Below are 23,522 nucleotides of genomic sequence, written 5' to 3' on the forward strand. Positions count from 1 at the left end.
AATCCAGGCTGCCTCAACGGAAAGACTCTGGATTGCTTCGCTGCGCTCACAATGACGGGTGAGGCGATACCTTACCTGTTCGTCCCAAAGATCTTCCGCGCCTCGGCCGGGCTCGCGATGTCGCGGCCGGCACGGCGGGCACAGGCGGCGATGGCCTCGATCAGCTGGCCGTTCGACGTCACCTTCTTGCCGTCGGCAAGATAGAAGGTGTCCTCCAGACCGGTGCGAAGATGGCCGCCAAGCTCGGCGCAGCGCTGGTGCAGCGGCCAGATCTCCTCACGGCCGATCGCCGTGACCTGGAAATTCGCCTCGGGGCGCTTCAGCTTGATCAGGATCGGCAACAGCTCCGGGTCCGACGGCATGCCGGAGGCGACGCCCATCACGAAGTTGTATTCGAGCGGCCCCTTGTACATGCCGACCTGGGTGTACATCCCGACGCAGCGGACGATACCGACGTCGAAGCATTCGAACTCAGGAATGGTCCCGACCGCGTTCATGACGTCGAGATAGTCCTTCACCTTCTCGACCGCGTTGTCGAACATCATCGGCGGCCAGGCCCAGGTGTTGTCAGCCTTCACCTTCAGATAGTTCAGCGAGCCGGCGTTGCAGGCGGCGATCTCAGGCTTGGTCTCGCGGATGCAATCCAGCGCGCCGCTGTAGTTCGGCCCTGATACGCCCGACGTGTGGTTGATGATCACGCCGGGGCAGGCTTCGCGGATCGCCTGCTGGATCTCTCTGCTGACACCGACCTCCCAGGACGGCAGATGCCCTTTGCCCGGTGCCTGCTGGCGCAGATGGATGTGCATGACGGACGCGCCGGCGTCGAATGCAGCCCTGGCCTCGCGCGCCATCTGCTCGGGCGTGACTGGCACGTTGTGCTGCTTCGGATCGGTGAGCACGCCGTTCAGCGCGCAGGTGATGACGGCCTTGTCGCTCATGCCACTAATGTCTCGCACGTTGAGAATTCAACGCTTGCGATCATGTGACGCGCGGCATGCGGCTTCTTGCGCGGAGAAGCTGGCAAACGAGATGCCGTAGGGCGGGTTAGCCGAAGGCGTGACCCACCCCTTTTGTCTCCACGGAGACAGAATTGGTGGATTACGCCGGCGGACTGCGCTTCGCGCAGCCGCGGGCTAATCCACCCTATGAGAGCGAGCTAGCTCGCTTCCGCCAGCCGCACCGTCTCGGTGCTGCGATAGATCGCAAGATCGCGCGAGCCGACGAAGATCGCGCGCGGCTTCAATCCGTAGAAGCGGCGGATCGAATGGCTGAAATGGGTCGAGTCGGGATAGCCGATGTCCTGCGCGAGATGGGCGAGGTTGAGGTCCTGGTTGGCGAAGTGCAGCAGATGCCGCGCGCGCTTCCAGGCACGGAAGGAACGGAAGGAGATGCCGGTCTCCTCCTTGAACAGGTGCAGGAAGCGCGAGGCGGAGAGACCGGCGTCCGCCGCACATGTATCTGCCGTCACCGGCTCGCCGGTGAAGCGGCCGAGGCGAGCGACCGCGCGCATCACGCGCGGATCCAGCACGCGGCGTGGCAGTGCCTCGCCGAAGCACATCTCGTCGAACTCGGCGGTGGTGATGTCGCCATAGCGGCGCTGGCGCAACAGCGCGTAGGCGGCGAGGATCTTGCGGGCGAAGACGGCGCTCTCGGGCCCTGTCAACCGCTGGGCCAGGGCCTCGATCACGCCATCCGGCATGGTCTCCGGTTCGAGCGTCACGCTGATGACGGTGCGGTAGTCGCTGGCAATGGAATGCGGCTGGTTCGGCAGGGTGACGAACAGCTCAGCGGTGGCGAGAGTGTCGTTAATCGTCAAATGCAGGCTGCCCTTCACGGCCACATAGATATGGCAGGAGCCGGGGGCCCGCTTGCGGGGGCGGCCGAGCAGGCCGGCATAGAAGACCCGCTCCGGCGTGATCAGCATCAGATGGTCGGATTCGCGACCTTTATCTTCCATGGGGATCCTCCTCGCGCGGCTCTCATGGCCGCTGCGGACGGAGGTCACCTTAGCGGAAATTCGGGCGCTGTCACGACGGGATAGCGCTATCATGGAGCGCAAAACATCATCATTCCGGGACGTCCAGAGGACGAAACCGGAACTGGCAAGCAGCAGCTTCATCAGCCGACGAAGCTACGCCCTCGCACGCGGCGCAACATTCTGCTCGGCGCCGGCCTTTTGCTCCGCAGCAACCGCGCGCTTGAAGCCATCGCGCTGCTGCAATCGTGCCCAATAGGCTGCGACATTTGGCCCAAAGTCCTTCGCCAGGCCGATGTTGTCGGCGAGGCGGAGTGCGTAGCCGATCACGATGTCGGCGGCGGTGAAGCGGCCGGCGCACAAGGTTTCAGCATTCGCGGTCGCTGCCTCGACGGCGCGCAGCCTCCCTAAGAACCATTTTGCATAATCGCTGGCGACTTGCGGATTGCGGCGCTCCTCCGGCTCAAGCTGGGTGTACCGGAGCACCAGCGTCTGCGGGAAGGTTAACGTGGCGTCGCTGAAATACATCCAGTTCAGGAAGGCGCCATAGGCGAGATCGTCGGGTCCGACCATCAGCGGCGTCGGCCCATGCTTGATTCCGAGATAGTGGCAGATGCCGGAGGATTCGGTCATCCTGGTCTCGCCGTCGACCATGAAGGGAATGGTGCCCAGCGGATTGAGCGCAAGGTACTCCTTGGCGAAGACACGCGGCGGGAACGGCAGCATCTTCAATTCGTAGGGAAGGCCCATCTCTTCCAGCATCCAGAGCGGACGGAACGAGCGCGCGGCATCGCAGTGATAGAGCGTGATCATCAGGCGTTCCCCTTACTACCCGGCAGCGTGCCCATCATCTTGCACAGAACCATCAGCATGACCTCGTCGGCGCCGCCGCCGATCGAGGTCAGGCGGCTATCGCGATAGGCACGGCTGACCGGCGTCTCGTTGGTAAAGCCCATTCCACCCCAATATTGCAAGCAGGCGTCAGTGAGCTCGCGCCCGAGCCGGCCCGCCTTCAGCTTGGCCATGGTCGCAAGCCGCGTCACATCCTCTCCGGCCACCAGCGCTTCGGCGGCGCGATAAATCAGCGCGCGCAGCAGCTCGACCTCGGTCTGCATCTCCGCAAGCTTGAAGTGCACGACCTGGTTATCGAGGATGCTTTGGCCGAACGCCTTGCGGTTGCGGGTGTATTCGATGGTCTGGTCGATGATGTATTCATGCGACTTCAGGCAGGCGGCCGCGCCCCAGAGCCGTTCCTCCTGGAACTGGATCATCTGGTAGGTGAAGCCCTTGCCCTCCTCGCCGATCCGGTTGCGCTTGGGCACACGGACATCGTCGAAGAAGATCTGCGCAGTGTCGGAGGAGCGCATCCCCATCTTGTCGAGCTTTCGCGCGACGTTGACGCCCTTGCTCTTCATGGGGACGCAGATCAGCGACTTGTTGCGGTGAACGGGCCCATCGCTGGTGTTGGCGAGCAGGCAGATCCAGTCGGCCTGGGTGCCGTTGGTGATCCACATCTTACCGCCGTTGATGACGTAGTCGTCGCCGTCCGAGCGCGCGTTGGTCTTGATCGAAGCGACGTCGGAGCCGGCACCGGGCTCGGAAACGCCGATGCAGGCGACGAAGTCGCCCGAGATCGACGGCGCCAGAAATTCGCGCCGCACCTCGTCCGAGCCGAACCGCGCCAGCGCCGGCGTCGCCATGTCGGTCTGCACCCCGATCGCCATCGGCACGCCACCACAGGTGATGGCGCCAAGCTCCTCCGCCATCATCAGCGCGTAGGAGTAGTCGAGGCCCGAGCCGCCAAACTCGACCGGCTTGTTCAATCCGAGGAAGCCGAGACTGCCCATCTTCTTGAACAGCTCATGCGCCGGGAAGATGTCGGCCTTCTCCCATTCATCGACATGAGGATTGATCTCGGCGGCGATGAATTTCTGCAAGGACCGGCGGATATCGTCGTGGTCGGCGGTGAATAGCATTCTTTCCCCTTTGTCATTCCGGGGCGCGCGAAGCGCGAACCCGGAATCCATTCCTCTACAGTGCGTGCAGCCCGATGGATTCCGGGCTCGACGCTTCGCGCGCCCCGGAATGACAGCGGGTGTCACAACCCCATCTGCCTTGACGCCAGATCTTTCATGATCTCCTCGGTGCCGCCGCCGATGGCGTTGACCTTGACCTCGCGGTAGATGCGCTCGGCCTTGATGCCGCGCATGAAGCCGGCGCCGCCAAAGATTTGCACTGCTTCCGAGGCGCAGAACGCCATGGTCTGCGTCGCCTGGTTCTTCATCATGCAGATTTCCGCTACCGGGCTCTCGCCCTGCTCCAGCCGCCAGGCCAGCACTTCCAGCATGGCCTGCGAGGCGGCAACTTTCTGCGCCATGTCGACGATCTTGTGGCGGATGACCTGGTGCTGGGCGAGCGGCTTGCCGAAGGTCTTGCGCTCCCTTGCGTAGCCGATCGCCTCATCAAGGCAAACCCGCGCGAAGGCCGTGCAGCCCGCCGCCATGCCCATGCGCTCGCTGTTGAAATTCTGCATGATGATCTTGAAGCCCTGGCCCTCTTCGCCGATCAGATTTTCGGCCGGCACGCGGCATTCGTCGAAATGCAGCGTCGCGGTGTCCGAGGCCCACCAGCCCATCTTCTTCAGCTTGATGCGCGACAGGCCGGGGGTGTCGCCCTCGATCAGGAGCAGGCTGACGCCGCCGGCGCCCTCGCCGCCAGTGCGCACCGCAACGGTCAGATAATCGGCGCGCACGCCGGAGGTTATGAACGTCTTCTCCCCGCTCACGACGTAGTGATTGCCGTCAAGCCGCGCCTTGGTGCGGAGGCCCGCGACATCAGAACCACCGCCCGGCTCGGTGATCGCGAGCGCGGAGATCTTCTCGCCGGCGAGCACCTGCGGCAGCACGCGTGCCTTGACCTCGGGGCGCGCCGCACGCGCTATCGGCGGCGAGCCGATGGTGTGGCTCATCAGGCTGGCGCTGATGCCGCCGGCGCCAGCCCTCGCCAATTCCTGGCTCGCCACGATCTTCATGAACTGGTCGGCGGCGATCCCGCCATATTCCTCCGGGAATCCCAGCCCCAAAAGCCCGATCTCGGCCGCCTTGCGATAGAGCACGCGGGGGAATTCCCCGGCCTCGTCCCATTCATGGGCGAACGGCGCGATCTCCTTGTCGACGAAGCGCCGCATCACGTCGCGGAAGGCATCGTGCTCGGCGGTATAGAACGGGCTCTTCATCGCGCTCGCCTCGCTGGCGGATTCGTCTCGTCCACCATGGCCGGAACGATAGCGGTTCACTTGCGCCGAGTGGCTGGTCTAGAGCCGTTTGGAGACTGACTATCGCACTAGCAACTCAACGCAAGACGATTTTCGTCCCCCGCAGGCCAACTCCAGATCAAAGAACAAGTCAAAAAGAAGTGCTGCACAAAACTCCGGCTGGCCCCCCAGGGCCATGCCGGGCATGGTGCATGACAATAAGAATGCAGGCGGCACCAGACCGCCGAGGGAGGAATTTGTGGCCGTTCGTTACTACGACTGGATCGCTCATCATGGCCGCCGCACACCCAACAAGGTCGCGGTCATCGACCTCGCCAGCGAGCGCCGCTTCACCTATTCGCAGTTCGATGCGCGTATCGCGCGCCTGGCCGGATTCCTCCGCGACACGCTGAAGGTCTCGCGTGGCGACCGCGTTGCGGTGCTGGCGCTCAACACGACCGATACGCTGGAAGTGCAGTTCGCATGCGGGCGGCTGGGCGCGATCTTCGTACCGCTGAACACCCGCCTCACCGTTCCCGAGCTTCAGTTCATCACCGGCGATTGCGCGCCGAAGGTGATGATCCACGATACTGATCTGGCCGAAACCGCGCTCGCCGTCGCGAAGCTCTGCAACGTCGCAACCAGCCTGCTGCTCGGCCCCGGCGGCACCTATGAGGCCGGCATCGCCGCCACCAAGCCTCTCGACCGTGCCGAAGAGGTCACGCTCGATGACGTCTCGACCATCATGTACACGTCGGGCACCACGGGGCATCCGAAGGGCGCGACCATTACCCATGGCATGACGTTCTGGAACTGCGTCAATCTCGGCGGCCCCGCCTGCATCGGGCCGGCCTCGGTATTGCTCACCGTGCTGCCGCTGTTCCACACCGGCGGGCTCAACTGCTACACCAATCCGGTGCTGCATGCCGGCGGCACCGTGCAGATCATGCGTGCCTTCGATCCCGGTGTCGCGCTCGGCCTGATCGACGATCCTGCGCAGGGCATCAACGTGTTCTTCGGCGTGCCGGCGATCTACCAGTTCATGGCGCAGCATTCGGCCTTCGCGACCACCGATCTTGGCCGGCTGATCGTCGGCGGTGTCGGCGGCGCGCCGATGCCGGTGCCGCTGCTGAAAGTCTGGGAGGCGCGCGGCGTCGCGCTTCAGCAAGGCTACGGCATGACCGAGACGTCGCCCGCCGTGCTGGTACTCGACCGCGAGGACGCGGCGCGAAAAGCCGGCTCCGCCGGCAAGCCGGTGCTGCACACAGAGGTGCGGATCGTCCGCCCCGACGGCAGCGATGCCGATGTCGGCGAACTCGGCGAGCTCTGGGTGCGGGGACCGAACATCACGCCCGGCTACTGGAACAGGCCGGAAGCGAACAAGACGTCGTTCACCGACGGCTGGCTGCACACCGGCGACGCCACCCGCATCGACGAGGAAGGCTTCTACTACATCGTCGACCGCTGGAAGGACATGTACATCTCCGGTGGAGAAAACGTCTATCCGGCCGAGGTCGAGAACGTCCTGCACCAGCTCAATGCGATCGCGGAAGCGGCCGTGATCGGCATTCCCGACGCGCAATGGGGCGAGGTGGGCCTCGCCATTGTCGCGGTCAAGCCCGGCCAGCGGCTGACCGAGGCCGATGTCTTCGCGCACTGCGCGGCGAATCTGGCGCGGTTCAAATGTCCGCGCCAGGTCCGCTTCGTCGATGCGCTGCCACGCAATGCCACCGGCAAGATCCACAAGCCGACCCTGCGCAAGGACTTTTCGGTCGCCTCCGAAGTCGACAAAAAAGTCGCCAACGCCTGATCAAAGCGCCCTCTCGGGCGCTTTTCTTTTCGACGTGCCTGCCCAACCAGAAGACGACTCAAAGAAGAACCCCAAGGAATTTCAAGGAATTTACATGAACAAGAAACTCTCCCTGCTCGCCGCGGCAACCGCACTGACGTTGCTCACGACCCAGGGCGCTTACGCGCAGAAAAAATACGACACGGGTGCCAGCGACACCGAGATCAAGATCGGCAATGTCGAGGCCTATTCCGGCCCCGCTTCCGCCTACGGCATCATCGGCAAGACTGAAGACGCCTATTTCAAGATGATCAATGACCAGGGCGGCATCAACGGCCGCAAGATCAATTTCATCTCCTACGACGACGGCTACTCGCCGCCGAAGACGGTGGAGCAGGTCCGCAAGCTGATCGAGAGCGACGAAGTCTTTCTCGTCTTCAACGCGCTGGGCACGCCGACGCAGACCGCCGTGCAGAAATATCACAACGCCAAGAAGGTGCCGCAGCTCTTCCTCGCCACCGGCGCCAGCAAGTGGAACGATCCGAAAGCCTTCCCCTGGACCATGGGCTTCCAGCCCAGCTACCGGGTCGAGGCGCGGATCTTCGCGAAATACATCATGAAGGCGAAGCCCGACGCCAAGGTCGCGATCTTCTACGCCAACGACGATTTCGGCAAGGATTACGTCGCCGGCATCAAGGAGATCTTCGGCGACAAGGCGTCCTCGCTGATCGTCGCCGAAGAGAGCTATGAGACCACCGAGCCCTCGATCGATTCCCACATCGTCAAGCTGAAGGGCACCGGCGCCAACGTCTTCGTCAACATCGCGACGCCGAAATTCGCGGCACAGGCGATCAAGAAGATCGCCGAGCTCGAATGGAAGCCGATGCAAGTGATGACGGACGTCTCGATCTCGATCGGCGCGGTGATGCAGCCGGCCGGCCTGCAGGCCTCCGAGGGCGTGCTGTCGGCTGGGTACCTGAAGGACGCCGCCGACCCGCAATGGAAGGACGACGACGGCATGAAGAAGTTCCTGGCCTTCGTAAGCAAGTATATGCCCGGCACCGATATCACCGACACGAATGTGGTCTACGGCTATACCGCGGCCCAGGCCCTGGTTCAGACGTTAAAGCAGTGCGGCGATGATCTGACGCGGGAGAACGTGATGAAGCAGGCCGCGAGCCTGAAGGACTTCGCGCCCGATACGCTGATCCCCGGCATCAAGATCAATACCAGCTCCAGCGACTTCGCCCCGATCGAGCAGCTCAAGATGATGCAGTTCAAGGGCGGCAAGTGGGACCTGTTCGGCGACATCATCAGCGCCGAAACGGGCGGCTAGTTCGATCGACCCTGCCCGCCTGAAAAGACCGGATAGCGGCCGAAAGGCCGCTATCCTTTTTTGGCAAGGGGTGCCGGACGACCGCTGCCGGAGTCCGGCATGTCCTGACCGACGTCGATGGCCACGATGGACAGGCCAAGACGGCGAGAATCACCGACACCCCTGAGCACCGGGCACGCCCATGCGAGCGTGGCGATACCGGACGGCGGCAGATCGACGCTCAACGTGTAGCTGTCGCGACCGATCACGATCGCATCAGGATCGACGGGCGCACCGTCGAGGTAGAAATGCGTGCCGATCCTGTCCAGCGGCGCCCGAAGCGCGGGACTTTGAACGTGGATTGTGTTGCGGCCGGGAGCTCCCTTGATGCGGACGGCGGCCTGCGGTTCGCTCCAGCGGAAGGTGTGACCGGCGGAGGACTCCAAGGCATGGAACCCGATCTGCGCGAGAACATGATTCCCGAGGGGCCTCGCAACGAGCCCTCCACTCCGACGGTTGCGACGGATGCAGCCGAGCCTTTGAAGCCGGATCAATGCCGCGATGTAGCGCCGCATCCAACGTGCGATGGCTTCGCTCGATCCCACCACCGTCAGCGAGTCCAGGACCGCGCGCGCATAAACGACCGTCAACCGCGCTGCCGCACGCACGGGAAGATCCCCGAGCGTCGCCAGCACGACCCAGCGCACGAGGGCTCGCAGCTTTTCGCCGGGTTGCTTCCAGCCCCGGCCGGAGAGGCTATAGCGCACGAACACCTTCAGCACATCGCGCGCGAGCAGGGGGTCAAAGCCTGCCCACTCGCTCCATTCGACCGGGATCTCGAGCAGTTCGGTACCGGGATCGCGGCGGCCTTCGCTGAGATAGCGGATCTCACCCTGCACGAAATCGAGCGTGAATTTCTTCAGCTCGCCGATCTCGCCGATGTAGTAGTGATGGAAGCACGCTTCTTCGAGATAACCGATCGCATGACCTCTGGCGTGATATGCGGCGGCGAGCACCCATTCGGCAAAATGGCCGAGCTCCTCTCGCAGGCCGCCGCACTCCCAGTAAACGTCGCGCCGCGTCACGAAGCATTGGTCCAGGACCTTGCGCCAGGGATGCACCTTCATGCCGAACTCGATGTCGGCCTGGTACATCGCGGCCTCTGCCTCCGACAGGCGATTGTGGCAGATCGGCACCGATCTGCAGGAGAACCCGGCCCAATCGGGATGATTGTCGATCGCGCGGATGCAGAGCTCGATCACATCCGGCTCCGGCCGACAATGCGATTCCGTGAAGAACAGATAGCTGCCGCGAGCCTTTGTTGCGCCGAATGCGCAGAGCCCGATGTCGTGCTCCGATGGCGTGAATTCCAGGCGCGCCCTGTCACCGGCGAGCGCCCTCAGCTCGTCGTGCGCCGTGAAGTCGGGAGGCACGACCAGGATGATTTCGTAGAGAGATTTCTCAGCGGTCTGCGACACCCAACCGAGCCAGGACTGCTCCCACTGCCCGCGATGATATTCGAGCGGGATGATGACGGAGAACATGGGCCGCTCTGGACTCATGCCGGATCTCACTCCTCAACATGATCGCGCAGGTCGCCGACCTCGGGCGCAGGTCTAGGCGGGCAGAAACAGAGCAAAAGATTCGTCGACGGTGCGGCGAAGGTGATCCCGATATAATTTGTAGTTGGCGTGATCGGATGTGACCCGCCCCACGGACGGATCGGAAATGTTTCTTGCAGGCACGTAGGCGATCGGCGCTGCGATCGGCGTCAGTTGCGAACCAGGACCGGCACGGAGAGTCGAGATGATGCCGTACATTTCGCCGGCCACCGTCGGCCGCGACACAGTGATCACGCGATGCTGGCCGTGCTTGATGATGACAAGATAGATGAAGCCGGACTGATGCGGCACAGCGACCTCGCCGGTGTGCTCATAGGCCGCATCGGTCCGCTCGCCCTCGCGGAACACCAGTGCAGAGACCTTCGGCTCCCAGACGATTTCGGTGCGGTAGGCGAAGATCGCGTCCTTGTCGCCGAACGACGGCCGCAACGTGATGTAGACGTCCTCGAGCCAGGTCACGGCGCGATGCGCATAGGAACCAAGGCTATCGGGCGCGACATCGTTTGCGGCCAGAGGCGTCACCACGACGGCGCTTTTTCGCAAGGACACGCCGAGTGCCTGCTCCAGCCGCACGGTCGTCGCCAGCGTGAAAGGCCGGCGGCCGCCAAGCACCTTCTCCAGCGTCGACAGACTGAGCTTGGCCTGCTCGGCCAGCGCCTGCCGGGAGATCCGGCGCCGGGCGAGCTCCTCGCGAATGGTCTCCGCGATTTCGCGGCTCTGCTCGTCCGACAGCTGCTTGTCGGTGAATTTATCCTGCGTCTGCATCTTGGCCCTGCCTTGGAAGCACCATTCTAGCAGGGCGGACAGACCGGCACAAAACCGCACATGGCCGCCTCGGCGCGGGCCCACCCGGGCCGCCCGCGGCGGAACATTGCCGATCGTTCTGCTCGCGAAGTCTCCCCTCCCGGCGGAAGCTGACCCCACCACACATCCTTTGGGAGCAGGTCAAATGGACACCTACGACGTAGCCGACCGCGACGAACATCCCATGCTGGGCCGGCTGATCAAGCTCGGATTGTTTCTTCTCGTGCAAGGCATCGCCGTGATGCTGGTCGCCTTCGTCGCGCTGCTGGTGAGCTTCGAGCCGGGTTGGTCGGCAACGACGGAGCAGGCCAGCCTGCTCCAGCCCGGCGACGCCAGATCCGGATCCTTGCTGCTGAAGGAAGACGGCGCCACCATCGAAGCGATCCGCCTGGGCGTCGACGTCGACATCACGGTATCAGGCCCGACCCTGCGTGCCCGCGTCACCCAGATCTTCCGCAACCCGACCAAGGACTGGGTCGAGGCGACCTACGTCTATCCGCTCCCCACGGGCGGCGCTGTCGATACGCTCAAGATGGTGGTCGGCGACCACGTCATCGTCGGCGACATCAAGGAGCGACAGCAGGCCCGCGTGATCTACGAGCAGGCGCGCCGTGCCGGGCAGAAGGCGGCGTTGACCGAGCAGGAGCGTCCGAACATCTTCACCAATTCGATCGCCAATATCGGCCCCGGCGAGACCGTGCTGGTGCAGATCGAATACCAGGAGCCCGTGCAGCAGAGCGCGAACGAATATTCGCTGCGCCTGCCGCTGGTGGTCGGGCCGCGCTACAATCCTGCCCCGATCGTGCAAAGCGTCGACTTCCGCCAGGATGGCTCCGGCTGGGGCGCAACCAACTCGGATCCGGTGCCGGACCGCGACCGCATCTCGCCGCCGGCTCTGGATCCCGCGAAGAATGCGCCGGTCAATCCAACCAGCATCACGGTCCATCTGAAGGCCGGCTTTGCCCTGGGCGAGGTCAAGAGCCACCACCACAACGTCAAGGTCGAGAGCCCGGATGACACGACGCGAATCGTCACGCTCGCCGACGGCGCCGTGCCCGCCGACCGCGATTTCGAACTGACCTGGAAGCCGGCCGCCGCGAAGGCGCCGTCAGTCGGCCTGTTCCGCGAGCGTGTCGGCGATGCCGACTACCTGCTCGCCTTCGTTACCCCGCCCAGCGCCGAGCAGGCGACGCAGAAGCCGCTGCCGCGCGAGGTCGTGTTCGTGATCGACAATTCCGGTTCAATGGGCGGCACGTCGATCGTGCAGGCCAAGGCCAGCCTGACTTTCGCTCTCTCCCGGCTCCAGCCCAATGACCGCTTCAACGTCATCCGCTTCGACGACACGATGGACATGCTGTTCCCGACCTCCGTGCCGGCCGACGCCGCGCATGTCGGTGAAGCCACCGCGTTCGTCAGCGCCCTGCAGGCGCGCGGCGGCACCGAGATGGTGCCGGCGATGCGCGCCGCACTGACCGACAAGCTCGGCGACACCAACACCGTTCGCCAGGTCGTGTTCCTGACCGACGGCGCGATCGGCAACGAGCAGCAATTGTTCGAGACGATCACGGCGATGCGCGGCCGCTCGCGGGTGTTCATGGTCGGCATCGGGTCCGCGCCCAACACCTATCTGATGACGCGCGCTTCCGAGCTCGGCCGTGGCGCCTTCACTCATATCGGTTCCGTCGAGCAGGTCGAGGAACGCATGCGCGGCCTGTTCGGCAAGCTGGAGAACCCGGCAGTGACCGGCCTCAGCGCGAAGTTCTCCGAAGCCAAGGCCGACGTAACGCCGGGGATCATTCCCGACGTCTATCGCGACGAGCCGCTTGTACTTGCGGCCAAGCTCGACAAGCTTGCCGGCTCGCTCGAGATCAAGGGCCGTGTCGGCGACCGTCCGTGGTCGGTGACCCTGCCGCTGCAAAACGCGGCCGAGGGCAAGGGCCTGTCGAAGCTCTGGGCCAAGCGCAAGATCGGCGATGCCGAAGTGGCCCGCTCCCTGCGCGAGATGACGCCGGACGACTCCGACAAGGCGATCCTGGCGCTCGCGCTCGACCATCAGATCGTCACGCGGCTCACCAGCCTCGTCGCGGTCGACAAGACGCCGAGCCGCCCCGAAGGCGCGCCGCTCAAGCTCAGCGAATTGCCGATCAACCTGCCGGCCGGCTGGGACTTCGAGAAGGTCTTTGGCGAACGGCCGCATTTGACGCCGACACAGTTGCGCGAGCGCCATGCCGACGCAGGCAACCAGCCGGCGGCGCGACGGCCGGCACCCGCCGCACCGGATGCGATCCGCCTGCCCAAGACCGCAACCTCGGCCGAGCTGAAGATGATCGCAGGCCTGATCCTGATCGTGCTTGCCCTGATCCTGTTCGTGTTCAACCGGCGTCAGCCCTTGCTCACTGACGCTGCTTGAGAGAGGAGCTCCCCGAACTCCTCTGCTTGGCGCGCGCGGCTGCCCGTCCCGTACCACGGCCGCGCGCGCCCTTTTCTTGATGTCATTGCGAGCAATGACGAATGTGGAAACCATGCCCCGCCTCATCCCTCCTCTGGCTCTGGCGCTCGTCGGCCTCATCCTGTTCGGCGACGGCGCCTACATTCATGCCAAGGCATGGCTCGCTCAGGTGCTACTCGAGCGCGCGTTCGACAGAAGCATAGCGACCGGCGAGACGGTCAAGCCATGGTCGTGGGCCGACACATGGCCGGTCGCGCGGATCGAGGTGAAGCGAATCGGCGCCAGCGCCATCGTGCTGGAGGGCACCAGCAGTCAGGCGCTCGCCTTCGGACCCGGTCATCTCGACCGAACGGTTGATGCCGGAGAGCGCGGCGTTGCCGTATACGCTGCGCATCGCGATACTCATTTCCGCTTCTTGCGGAATGTTGCCATTGGTGACGTGATCGATGTCACACGCAGTGACGGCAAGCACTTTCGTTACCGGGCGGACTCCTCCGCAGTGGTTCGCTTCGATGATTCTGTCATCGATCCCTCAACACAGGATGTCGAACTCGTGCTCGCGACCTGCTGGCCGTTCGACGCCATCACGCCCGGCCCCGAGCGCTACATTCTGCACGCAACCTTGATCGGAACCGGTGAATAGCAATTCACAGTCGTCCCTTCCGGGATCGGCAGAAGCCGCGCCGAACGGCCAGCGAACCGCCTGGCGACACCGCTGAACTGGCGGCATCGCCGGGAGACCTATATGGATGGACGATTGATGTTTTGACGCTGCAATTTTCAGGACCACCAGTAATGGACGATAAGTACAGGCAGCGCCTGGAACAGCTCGAAAATCGCGTCGCGCTGCTGGAAAGAAATCTGGACCTCGTCTCCGCCGGGCAAAGACGCTCATCCCTTCGCAGCCTGTGGCGACGCCCGCCGCTATGGACTTTCGAGCAGTATCAGCCGCGTCTGCTCAACCTGAACGCCTTCAGGCCTGCGCCTGCGATTCCCGCCGATGCGCCGCGAATCGCGATGGTCACACCGAGCTACAATCATGCGCAATATCTCGGCGCCACGATCGCGAGCGTGACGAGCCAAGGCTATGCGAACCTGCACTATCACGTTCAGGACGGCGCCTCGATCGACGGTACGCTCGATCTCCTGAAGAGCCTCGGCGGAGGTTTCAGCTGGAAGAGCGAGCCCGACGCGGGACAGTCGAGCGCCATCAATCTGGGCTTTGCCGGCGTCGACTGCGAGATCATGGCTTACCTCAACAGCGACGACGTGCTGCTGCCCGGAACGCTCGCCTATGTCGCCAACTACTTCACCTCGCACCCCGACGTCGACGTCGTCTACGGCCATCGCATCTTCATCGATCGCGATGGGCTCGAGGTCGGGCGTGCCGTGCTGCCGCCGCACGACGGCGACGCGCTGCAATATGCCGACTATATTCCGCAGGAGACGATGTTCTGGCGCAAGCGCGTGTGGGACAGGATCGGGCCGATCGACGAGAGCTTCCACTACGCGATGGATTGGGACTTCATCCTGAAGGCGCAAGCCGCGGGGTTCAAATTCGTGCGCCTGCCGCGATTTCTCGCCTGCTTCCGCATCCACGATGCACAGAAGACGGCGTCAACCTACGCAGTCGGCGTCAGGGAGATGGGCGTCCTGCGGCGACGTGTTCTCGGCTTCGATCCGTCGCAGATGCAGATCCGGCGCGCCATCGCCCCCTATCTCACGAAGCAATTGGCGTATCATTACGCCCACAAGCTGAGCCTGCTGCGCTACTGATCAGGCGCAGATCAGCGACGTCGTGAGGCAGCGGCGCCGCCGTCGAGCCAGATCCGTTCGAGGCCGATGCCGAGCGGACGCACGTCGGAGCTCAACGCCAGATCCGCCGGCGAGCGGGGATCGGAGAGTGCCAGGCTGATGGTCAGCGTCCCGTCGGCGCCGATCGCAGCCGGATCGAGCCTCAACCTGCGCAAGCCGGCGAACGCATCATCGGCAGATACGCATAGTGCGCCTGAAAGGCGAACACGCGCGCCAGTTCGCGGCGTGAGGAGACACGTTTTACGGACGAAGTGAAGTCGATCTCCGCCAGCAGCCGGTTGCGGAATGCCGGATGGTAATAGTTCGGCCAGTAATAGCTGTAAGCACGCCAGCTCAACAGGTCGATCGCACCGCCCGCGAGAATGTCCGTCGCTGTGGCGCAGGCGTAAGGCATCAACCCGTCATCGTCGCCGATGAAGGTAGCGTACTCGCCCGCGGCATGGCCGAGCGCGCTCTCCCAATTATCTGTCATCGTGAGGACGGTGTCGCTCGCGAAGTGCTTGAAGCGCGCGTCCTTCAGGCCCTCGACCATCTCGGCAATCTCGGGATTTCCACCGTTGTTCTGGACGATGAATTCACAATCCACGTCGGCGGGCTGGCACGCCATGGTCGCCAGCGCGTGACGAAGCGTGTCGGGACGATCGAGAGTCGGCACCACGACGGAGAGCAGCGGTATGATCACCATTGAGAGAGATGAACGTCACGACGTCGTAGCACTTCGTGTCGCCGTTCGCACTTTCGCCAAAAGTCTGGTGATGCTAGCCTTTATGGCGAAGCTCGACCATTCCGCCACACGGCATGGAGCTCGTCACGATCAATCCCGCCAGATGCCGGCGCATGGCAGCGCGCTGCAACAAGAACAATAGGTGAGGAAGCGCCATGGAAGCCCAAACGCCTGCGCCCGTCTCTCCCCGTCCATGGTCTCCCTCGCCCGACGCCAGCGACGTCGTCAAAGGCATCCACGCCATGCTGCACCCGCACAACATCGTGCTGGTGGGAGCGACCGACAAGCCCGGCAACTACGCCGAGCGCATCTGGAACAATCTGGTCAAGTACGGCTACGAGGGCGGGCTCTATCCGGTCAACGCCAAGCGGGAGACCATCTGGGGGGTGCCCTGTTTCAAGGACTTTGCAAGCCTCCCGGAAAAGCCCGACCACGTGCTGGTGCTGGTGCCGGCGCGTTTTGCGGTGCAGGTGATCCGAGATGCGGCGGCGGCCGGCGCGCGCTCGGCGACCATCGTCACCTCGGGCTTCAGCGAACTGCAGGATGAGGAAAGCCAAAAGCTTGCCGCCGAGCTGCAAGCCGCGGTGCGCGAGACGGGCCTCGCGGTTACCGGTCCGAACTGCCTCGGCAATTTGAGCGCGGGCGAAAAGCTCTTCACAAATATCGACGACCGCGTCGTCACCATGGCGCAGGGCGCGCTGGCTATCGCCGGGCAGTCCGGCGCGATCGTCATGGCGATCCGCCAGGCGCTGGAGGATCGCGGCGTAGGCGTCGGCTACATGGTGACGACCGGCAACGAAGCAGGGCTCGAAACGCCGGACCTGATGCGCTATTTCGCCGAAGACCCGAGCATCAAGGTGATCGTGGTCTATCTCGAAGGCGTACGCAACACCAAGGCGTTTCGCGACGCCTGCAAGGCGGCCCGCGCCGCGAGCAAACCCGTGATCGCGCTCAAGCTCGGATCGTCGGAAGGCGGCCGTGCCGCGGCGATGGCGCATACCGGCGCACTGGCAGGCTCGATCGAGACGTTCGATGCCGTCGCAACGCGCGAGGGCGTGATCCGGGTCGGCGGCCTCGACGAACTGATCGAGACCACCGAATGCTTCGTCCACGCAGCGGTGCCCAAAGGCGACCGGCTTGCCGCGGTCACGCTGTCCGGCGGCAAGCGCGGCATGCTGATCGACGCCTTCTATGCAGAAGGCCTGAACTTTGCGCCGCTGAGTTCCCATGTCAGCTCGGAACTGGCAAAGATGCTCGGGCCGGGCTCCATCGTCGGCAATCCGCTCGATGCCGGTTTCGCCGCAGTGGTGGATCCCTCCGTCTATATGAAATCGATCGAGCTGATGATCGATGATCCCGAGATCGACATCGTCATCATCGACGCGGAGCTGCCAAAGACGCCGCACGAGCTGCGTGAGCGCAATCTGCGCATTGTCGACGGGATGGCCAGCCGGGCCTCGAAACCCGTGATCTACGTCAGCGCGATGTCGATCGGCTTCACTGAATTCACCAAGGGCCTGCGCAAATCCCTGCCTCATCTCGCCGTCATGCAGGGCATGGACCGCGCCGTGAAGGCGATCAAGTCACTGCTCGACTATGCGAAGCTGCGCAAGGAGGTGCCCGACATCGTCTCGAGCTCCAGGCCTGCCGCGCGGGCCTTGCTGGATAAGGCGCTGAAGTCGGCGAGCGGAGCCGCGCTCGACGAGGTCGCCTCGAAGAAGCTGCTGAAGGCCTACGGCATTCCGATCTCGAAGGAGGCGATCGCGCAGACGGCGGCCGAGGCGGTGAAGATCGCCAAGCAGATCGGCTTTCCGGTCGTGGCAAAGGTCGTCAGCGCCGAGATCCTGCACAAGTCCGATATCGGCGGCGTGGTGCTGAACCTCAACAGCGCGGCCGAGGTGAAGAAGGCATTTTCCGACATCACCGCGCGGGTGAGCCGATTGAAGGGCAAGCCGAAGCTCGACGGCATCCTGATCGCGCAGCAGGTCAAGGCCGATCTCGAACTGGTGGTCGGCGCCTCGCTCGACGCCGAGATGGGACCGGTGGTGCTGTTCGGCACCGGCGGCATCGATATCGAGCTGATGAAGGACGTCGCGCTCGCCGGCGCGCCGCTGGACGAGGCCGAGGCACGACTCCTGATCGGCCGCACCAAAGCCGGCATCAAGATGCGCGGCTATCGGGGCAAGCCGGCCTTGCACGAGGCTTCGGCGGTCAAGGCGCTGGTCGGCCTGTCCGACCTGATCGCCGATGCCGGCGACCGGATCGCCTCGATCGACATCAACCCGTTCCTGATCAACGCCAGGACGGGCGTGGCCGTCGATGCTCTGATCGTGCTGAACAACGCTGCGGCAAAACGCGCGGTTGGGCACTGATGTATCGTAGGGTGGATTTACGCAGCGTAGTCCACCAATTGCACGACGGAACGAAGTGGCGGGTTACGCTTCGCTAACCCGCCCTACTTAACATTGCGGACTCCTTCCAACTTCCCCGCTTTGGCCGTAGACTCCCCCTTATGGCACGCGCGAGCAACCTTGTGATCGGAACGGCGACGCTGACGGTGATCGCCGTGGCGTTCGGCGGCCTGCTCGGCGTGCAGAAATGGCGTACCGCCCAGAGCCGCAGCCAGTTGCGCGTGGTGTTCGAAGGCGGTTCCGCGAGCGGCCTGCGCCGTGGCGGTCCGGTCAATTTCGACGGCGTGCTCGCGGGCCAGATCCTGTCGATCAAGCTGGACAATCCCCGCAAGGTCGTGGCGCTGGTGATGCTCGACAACTCCGCGCCGATCCGCAAGGATACCGTGGCGGGAATAGAGTTCCAGGGTCTCACCGGCATCGCCGCGGTCTCCCTGATCGGCGGAGCGCCTTCCGCGCCGCCGGTGCCGCTGGATGCGGACGGCATTCCCGTGCTCACCGCCGATCTCAGCGACGTCGAAACCATCGTCGACACTCTGCATAGTGTCGACCGCACCATCGTCAGCAACGCGCCTGCGATCAAGGACGGCCTGCGCACGTTCGAGGGCTACACCGCCGATCTCAGGAGCAAAGGCGGCGAGATCGATTCCGTCATGGCCAAGGTCGACAACGCCTTCGCGGGATTCGACAAGGCGGTCACCAAGATCGAGAGCGTGATGCCCGGCTTCGCCGACGGCAAGGCCGACGAGCTGTTCGAGAAGATCAAAGGGCTGCGCGAGCTTGCCGACACCATGAAGAAGAAATCGGCGAGCTTCCTCGAGGACACCCGCCGATCACTGCTCGACGTCAGCGAGGCCGCAAACAAGATGAGCGGGACGCCTTCGCCCGCCCCGCGCCCGCCGCGCAAGCCTCCGCAGAAGAAGCAGTAGGCCTACCACGTGTAGCGGACGACGCCCTTGCCGGCGTAGGAGCGGGTGACGTTCGAGAACTCGCCCTCGAAGGTCGCTGACGCAGACCATCCGTTCATCCAGCTCATCTGCACCGACGCCGTGGTCAGCGCGGAGTCGCGCGCCTGCGCGGCACCGTTCACGACGAACGCTGTGCCGGGCAGGGTCTGGAACACTGCACCGACGGTACGGTCGGGATTGTAGTCATGCGCCCAGGCAAGGCGCCCTCGCAGGGTCATCAGGCCGCCGGCCGCGGCAAAGGACCTGTCGGCGCGCAGGCCGAGCTCGGTGCGGGTGCTGGTGACGTCCTTGGCAGCATAGTTGAGCGCGAAGGTGTTGCTGCCGACCACCGCGAATTCCGAATAGCTCGGCAGGCTGAACAGGGTGGCCTGTGCCGCGGCATAGGGCGTCAGGCCGATCCACTGCGTGGCATAGCGGTAACCGCCTTCGACACGGCCCGAGAAGGTGTTGGCGTTGAACTGTGCCCGCAGCTGATCGGTGCCCGCAGCGGTGACGATGCGGTTGGTCGTGACGTCCTGCCAGCCATAGGCGAGTGCGGCCGTAATATAGGCCGGCCCCGCCGTATGGCGCACGAAGGCGCCGGCCTGGAACAGGTCGGAGCGGCCCCAACCGAGGCCATTGACGTTGAAGCCGGTGCCGCCGCCGGCCAGCGCGAGGCCGGCAATCGTCGACGACGAGAAGCGGTAGTCGAGGCCGACGGCCGTGCCATAGACATTGCTGCTGGTGTTATTCGAACCGAGCACTGCATTGCCATCGGTGGTCTGCGAGCCACCATAGCCGGCCGCCCAGACGTCCCAGCGCTGCTCGAACGTCGCAGCCGGTGCCTTGCGATAGACCGAGGCAAGGGCATCGCGCGCATCCTTGCCGCGCCCGCCCTTGCCGGATGCGGCATAGGCATTCGCGCTGGTGTCGTCGGCATAGGGCGTCGCGCCGGGCGTACCGCTGCGCCCGGAGCCGAACACGTCGGTCAACAGGCTCATGAACAGGTTCATTGCGTTGAAGGTGGTCTGCTGAGACCCCGTTGCGGATTCACCCGAGGCCTGCGTCAGGCCTTTTGGACCAAGGCCTGCGAATTCGGCTTGCAGGAAGCCGTTGGCGTTGAAGAAACTCTGAAGTGTCGTCGCGACGTTCTGCTGGTTGATGTTGAGTGCGTATTTCGCGCCATAGTTCAACGTGAAATCGAGGAACACCTCGTTCGACCCGACTGTCGTCGTACCGATGAGGCCACCCGGCGCGGCAACGCCGGCAAAGTTGCCGGTGGCGCTGCCGAAAAACTGCATGATCGAATAGCGCTGCATGATCTTGCTGCCGGGATACAGCGCGAGACCGACGGTGCCATCGAGCGTGACGTTGCCGGTCACGAGCGCATGGCTCGTGCTGAATCCGCTACCGGCCTGCACGACATAGACCGAGCCGGGCTGCAGGGCGAGATCGCCCTGAACCTGCATGCTCGAACCCGGACCACCGTCACCGGGTGCATAAATGGCTCCGTTGGCGATCATGGTGTTGCCGACAATTCCGGCGCCGAACAGCGCGCCGCCCGCATTGACGGTCGTCAGGATCGATTGGGAGATATCGCCATCAACCCGCAGGATGCCGCCATTCACTGTCGTGGTGCCGGTATAGGTATTCGTGCCGGACAGGATCAGCGTTCCACTACCAACTTTTTCAAGCGAGCCGGGCCCCGCGGGACCGCAACCGCAGGGATCGTAATCGCCGATGACGCCGCTGACCTCCGTCGACAGATTGTTGCCGCCGACGACGAGCGTGTTGCCGCCGCCAATGTAGTAGGTGCCGCTGCCTTCGATCGAGCCCGCGCTGATGCGGCCATCGCTGTTCGGGCCGACGCTGCTCCCGAAATCGACGACGCCGGTGCCCGTGGTGATGAAGCGCGCATTGCCACCGGTCGAATTGTCGAAGAACTCGGTTCTGCCGCCGTCTTTCGTGATGATCGTCGCATTGCCGGCCGTCGTGAACGCGTTGAAACTGGTGAGACCATCGGCCTCGTTGGTGATCGTTGCGCTACCGGCGGTCGCCGTGTCGGATCCGAACGGCGTACCAAACACGGACGCACCGAAATCCTTGTTCAAGATCGTGGCTGACGCGGCCGACGATTGCTCAAAGAAGGCAGTGGCGCCGTGGTTCTGGTTGGTGATGTTGGCCGTGCCCGTGTTGGTCTGACCGAAGAAGCCGGTAAAGCCGCCATCGTTGAGGATCGTCGCCTTGCCGGCCGTGGCCGTGTCAGTCCCGCCCCCCAGCGGATTTCCGAAGTACAGCTGGCCGTTGTTGGTGATCGCGATCGAGCTGGCCGAGGTCACGTTGAGGAACGTCGTCGTGCCGGTGAAATCGTTCAGCAGCGTCGTGATGCCGGAATTGTCGGCGTTGACGATGGTAAAGAGGCCCTCGTTGGTGACGGCACCGATGATGCTGGCGGTATGGGTCGCGTCACCAAGCTGCAGCGATCCGCAGGTGCAGGTGAAGGTGCCGCCGGTATAGGTGTTGGCGCCGAGCAGCGCCAAGGTGCCTGCCCCCTGGACGTTGATCCCGTCGCTGCCGACGATGCGCGAGGCGATGATGGCCGACGGGGCGCTGGTGCCGGTCACATCATTGGTGATGAACGTGGTGCCCCCCGGGGCCAGCTTGAGGTCGCCGCCCTGGATCGTGTAGACCGAACCATCGGCGGTGAGGTCGAAACCCACGAGGCTGGTGAGCTCCACGCCCCCCGGCGCAACCGTCACCGTTCCGGCCGTCGCAGGCGTCGAGGGACCGCTGCTGCCGAACAGCGTGCCAGCCGACGCAGGATCATAGGCTGCGCTGATCGAGCCGAAGAAATCCGTCCAGTTGGTCGTGGCGTTGTCCCAGACGCCGCCTCCGCCGTTGACGGCGCCGTTCGGCGTGGTCTGCGAGCCGTTGAAGACCTGCTGGGCTCGGATAGGGCTCACCATGGCCGTCGCGCTCAAGGCGAGACCCGCCCAGAATGCCGCGCGAACTGCAGCGGCATTCCAGCGCGAGCCGCTCCGCCCGCCCCATGGTGATCGCAATTCCACCCCAACGCCCTTCATTACCGGCGCTCTCAGAGCAGCCCGGCGGCAAACTAGGCGACCAGTTCCCCCCGTGAAACCACGGAATCGGCCATTGCGCTGACCGGAAGCGCAACTTGCGTTGATTCAGTGAGCGATGTTGCAACCGCGCCACGGTTTTGCGCGCCGATTCCCATTCCGCGCATGCGAACATGCGTCAGACTGTCCAGCCCTATGGACGAACGTTCACACCAGGGGGTGGCCGCTCGGGGCCTTCCAAAGACCGCTGGCAGCGGCGCCTAGTAATTGGAGGCCGCCGCCTCGTTCGGGATGCCGTCGATCGGGCACTCGTCGGTACCCGGCGTCGAGCGGGTCATCGCCTCGACCATGTCGCGCGTGCCTTCCGGATCGGCGATCCAGTTCTTGTAGAAATCATACGGGCAGGCCGCGACGCCGCGCGGGCTTTCGCCGGAATTGATCATGCCGGTATAGCCGCGGTGGACCAGCTTGTAGAGATGGTTCTGCGACTGGCCGTTGCGGCGCGCATCGCGGATCAGGTGTTTCGAGAGCTGGGCGTACTGGATGCCGTAATCTTCCTCGCCGCATTCACCGAGTGTGCGGCCATCGAAGCCGATGATCGCGGAGTGACCGAAATAGGAATAGACGCCGTCGAAGCCGGCAGCATTGGCGACCGCGACATAGACGTTGTTGGCCCACGCCATCGCCTTGGAAATCAGGATCTGCTGCTCCTTGGCCGGGTACATATAGCCCTGGCAGCGCACGATCAGCTCGGCGCCCTTCATGGCGCAGTCGCGCCAGATCTCAGGAAAATTGCCGTCGTCGCAGATGATGAGGCTGACCTTCATCCCCTTCGGGCCGTCGGAGACATAGGTGCAGTTGCCGGGATACCAGCCTTCGATCGGCACCCACGGCATGATCTTGCGATATTTCTGGACGATCTCGCCCTTGTCGTTCATCAGGATCAGAGTGTTGTAGGGCGCCTTGTTCGGATGCTCCTCGTGACGTTCACCCGTCAGCGAGAACACGCCCCACACCTTCGCCTTGCGACAGGCCTCCGCAAAAATCGCGGTCTCCTCGCCGGGCACCGCCGAGGCGGTCTCGTACATCTCCTTGGAGTCGTACATGATGCCCTGCGTCGAATACTCCGGGAAAATCACGAGGTCCATGCCGGGTAGGCCGAGCTTCATGCCGACGATCATGTCGGCGATCTTGCGCGCGTTGTCGAGCACCTCGGCCTTGGTGTGAAGGCGGGGCATCTTGTAGTTGACCACCGCGACGCCGACGGTGTCGTTGCTGCTGGAAATGTCACCGTGAAGCATCTTGAGCGCTCCTGTCTTTATTTGTTCGAGGTCATCGCGT

19 protein-coding genes are annotated in these 23,522 nt (G+C 63.9%); 8 read left to right on the plus strand and 11 right to left on the minus strand.

Annotation, left to right across the window (positions count from 1 at the left end; genetic code table 11):
* Positions 1-71 precede the first annotated feature (71 nt).
* The 5 genes from FNV92_RS33925 to FNV92_RS33945 form a co-directional block, all read right to left on the minus strand.
* Positions 72-938 (minus strand): beta-keto acid cleavage family enzyme, encoded by an 867-nt coding sequence (locus tag FNV92_RS33925; RefSeq protein WP_143842813.1) that lies wholly within the window; start codon positions 936-938, stop codon positions 72-74.
* Positions 939-1,156: 218 nt separating this feature from the next.
* Positions 1,157-1,957 (minus strand): helix-turn-helix domain-containing protein, encoded by an 801-nt coding sequence (locus FNV92_RS33930; RefSeq protein WP_143842812.1) that lies wholly within the window; start codon positions 1,955-1,957, stop codon positions 1,157-1,159.
* A gap of 174 nt (positions 1,958-2,131) precedes the next feature.
* Positions 2,132-2,788, minus strand: a complete 657-nt coding sequence (locus tag FNV92_RS33935) for a glutathione S-transferase family protein (protein WP_143842811.1) — start codon at positions 2,786-2,788, stop codon at positions 2,132-2,134.
* Positions 2,788-3,951, minus strand: a complete 1,164-nt coding sequence (locus FNV92_RS33940) for an acyl-CoA dehydrogenase family protein (protein ID WP_143842810.1) — start codon at positions 3,949-3,951, stop codon at positions 2,788-2,790. The genes FNV92_RS33935 and FNV92_RS33940 overlap by 1 nt, the downstream gene beginning before the upstream one ends.
* Before the next feature lie 122 nt (positions 3,952-4,073).
* Positions 4,074-5,210: an acyl-CoA dehydrogenase family protein gene (locus tag FNV92_RS33945; RefSeq protein WP_143842809.1), complete on the minus strand. Its 1,137-nt coding sequence runs from the start codon at positions 5,208-5,210 to the stop codon at positions 4,074-4,076.
* A 277-nt stretch (positions 5,211-5,487) separates the two neighbouring features.
* Here FNV92_RS33945 and FNV92_RS33950 point away from each other — a divergent pair, with 277 nt between their 5' ends.
* Positions 5,488-7,038 carry an acyl-CoA synthetase gene (locus tag FNV92_RS33950; protein ID WP_168213423.1) on the plus strand — a complete coding sequence of 517 codons (1,551 nt, stop codon included), beginning with the start codon at positions 5,488-5,490 and terminating at the stop codon, positions 7,036-7,038.
* A 94-nt stretch (positions 7,039-7,132) separates the two neighbouring features.
* The gene (locus tag FNV92_RS33955) at positions 7,133-8,353 is read left to right on the plus strand and encodes an ABC transporter substrate-binding protein (protein ID WP_168213422.1); all 1,221 of its coding nucleotides are present in this window, start codon (positions 7,133-7,135) and stop codon (positions 8,351-8,353) included.
* A 50-nt stretch (positions 8,354-8,403) separates the two neighbouring features.
* On the opposite strand, the gene FNV92_RS33960 is transcribed toward FNV92_RS33955, so the two are convergent.
* Together FNV92_RS33960 and FNV92_RS33965 are read right to left on the minus strand one after the other, a co-directional pair.
* Complete coding sequence (locus tag FNV92_RS33960; protein WP_143842806.1) at positions 8,404-9,876, minus strand: glycosyltransferase family 2 protein; 1,473 nt, start codon at positions 9,874-9,876, stop codon at positions 8,404-8,406.
* Between the two features lie 72 nt (positions 9,877-9,948).
* A complete protein-coding gene (locus FNV92_RS33965; protein ID WP_143842805.1) occupies positions 9,949-10,719 on the minus strand; it encodes a helix-turn-helix transcriptional regulator in 771 nt (256 codons plus the stop codon).
* 184 nt (positions 10,720-10,903) lie between these two features.
* Here FNV92_RS33965 and FNV92_RS33970 point away from each other — a divergent pair, with 184 nt between their 5' ends.
* The 3 genes from FNV92_RS33970 (at position 10,904) to FNV92_RS33980 (ending at position 14,983) form a co-directional block, all read left to right on the plus strand.
* Positions 10,904-13,168, plus strand: a complete 2,265-nt coding sequence (locus tag FNV92_RS33970; protein WP_143842804.1) for a marine proteobacterial sortase target protein — start codon at positions 10,904-10,906, stop codon at positions 13,166-13,168.
* Positions 13,169-13,280: 112 nt separating this feature from the next.
* A complete protein-coding gene (locus FNV92_RS33975) occupies positions 13,281-13,850 on the plus strand; it encodes a class GN sortase (RefSeq protein WP_143842803.1) in 570 nt (189 codons plus the stop codon).
* A gap of 152 nt (positions 13,851-14,002) precedes the next feature.
* A complete protein-coding gene (locus FNV92_RS33980) occupies positions 14,003-14,983 on the plus strand; it encodes a glycosyltransferase family 2 protein (protein ID WP_143842802.1) in 981 nt (326 codons plus the stop codon).
* 11 nt (positions 14,984-14,994) lie between these two features.
* Here FNV92_RS33980 and FNV92_RS33985 read toward each other — a convergent pair whose 3' ends face one another.
* A complete protein-coding gene (locus FNV92_RS33985; RefSeq protein WP_334266082.1) occupies positions 14,995-15,177 on the minus strand; it encodes a hypothetical protein in 183 nt (60 codons plus the stop codon).
* On the minus strand, positions 15,165-15,707 hold the full coding sequence (locus FNV92_RS33990; protein WP_244623789.1) for a glycosyltransferase family 2 protein: 543 nt from the start codon (positions 15,705-15,707) through the stop codon (positions 15,165-15,167). The genes FNV92_RS33985 and FNV92_RS33990 overlap by 13 nt, the downstream gene beginning before the upstream one ends.
* On the opposite strand from FNV92_RS33990, the gene FNV92_RS33995 reads away from it, so the two are divergent.
* The 3 genes from FNV92_RS33995 to FNV92_RS34005 all read left to right on the plus strand — a co-directional run bounded on the left by FNV92_RS33995 (position 15,697) and on the right by FNV92_RS34005 (position 19,083).
* A complete protein-coding gene (locus tag FNV92_RS33995) occupies positions 15,697-15,888 on the plus strand; it encodes a hypothetical protein (protein ID WP_143842801.1) in 192 nt (63 codons plus the stop codon). The two genes, FNV92_RS33990 and FNV92_RS33995, sit on opposite strands and share 11 nt — an antisense overlap.
* Positions 15,889-15,901: 13 nt before the next feature.
* Positions 15,902-18,118 (plus strand): acetate--CoA ligase family protein, encoded by a 2,217-nt coding sequence (locus tag FNV92_RS34000; RefSeq protein WP_143842800.1) that lies wholly within the window; start codon positions 15,902-15,904, stop codon positions 18,116-18,118.
* Positions 18,119-18,258: 140 nt separating this feature from the next.
* Positions 18,259-19,083: an MlaD family protein gene (locus FNV92_RS34005; RefSeq protein WP_143842799.1), complete on the plus strand. Its 825-nt coding sequence runs from the start codon at positions 18,259-18,261 to the stop codon at positions 19,081-19,083.
* 2 nt (positions 19,084-19,085) lie between these two features.
* On the opposite strand, the gene FNV92_RS34010 is transcribed toward FNV92_RS34005, so the two are convergent.
* Together FNV92_RS34010 and FNV92_RS34015 are read right to left on the minus strand one after the other, a co-directional pair.
* The gene (locus tag FNV92_RS34010; protein ID WP_244623788.1) at positions 19,086-22,067 is read right to left on the minus strand and encodes an autotransporter outer membrane beta-barrel domain-containing protein; all 2,982 of its coding nucleotides are present in this window, start codon (positions 22,065-22,067) and stop codon (positions 19,086-19,088) included.
* A gap of 374 nt (positions 22,068-22,441) precedes the next feature.
* Positions 22,442-23,482: an aliphatic amidase gene (locus FNV92_RS34015; RefSeq protein ID WP_015689269.1), complete on the minus strand. Its 1,041-nt coding sequence runs from the start codon at positions 23,480-23,482 to the stop codon at positions 22,442-22,444.
* Positions 23,483-23,522: the final 40 nt, after the last annotated feature.

The organism is Bradyrhizobium cosmicum, from assembly GCF_007290395.2.
In the GTDB taxonomy this organism is placed as follows: domain Bacteria; phylum Pseudomonadota; class Alphaproteobacteria; order Rhizobiales; family Xanthobacteraceae; genus Bradyrhizobium; species Bradyrhizobium cosmicum.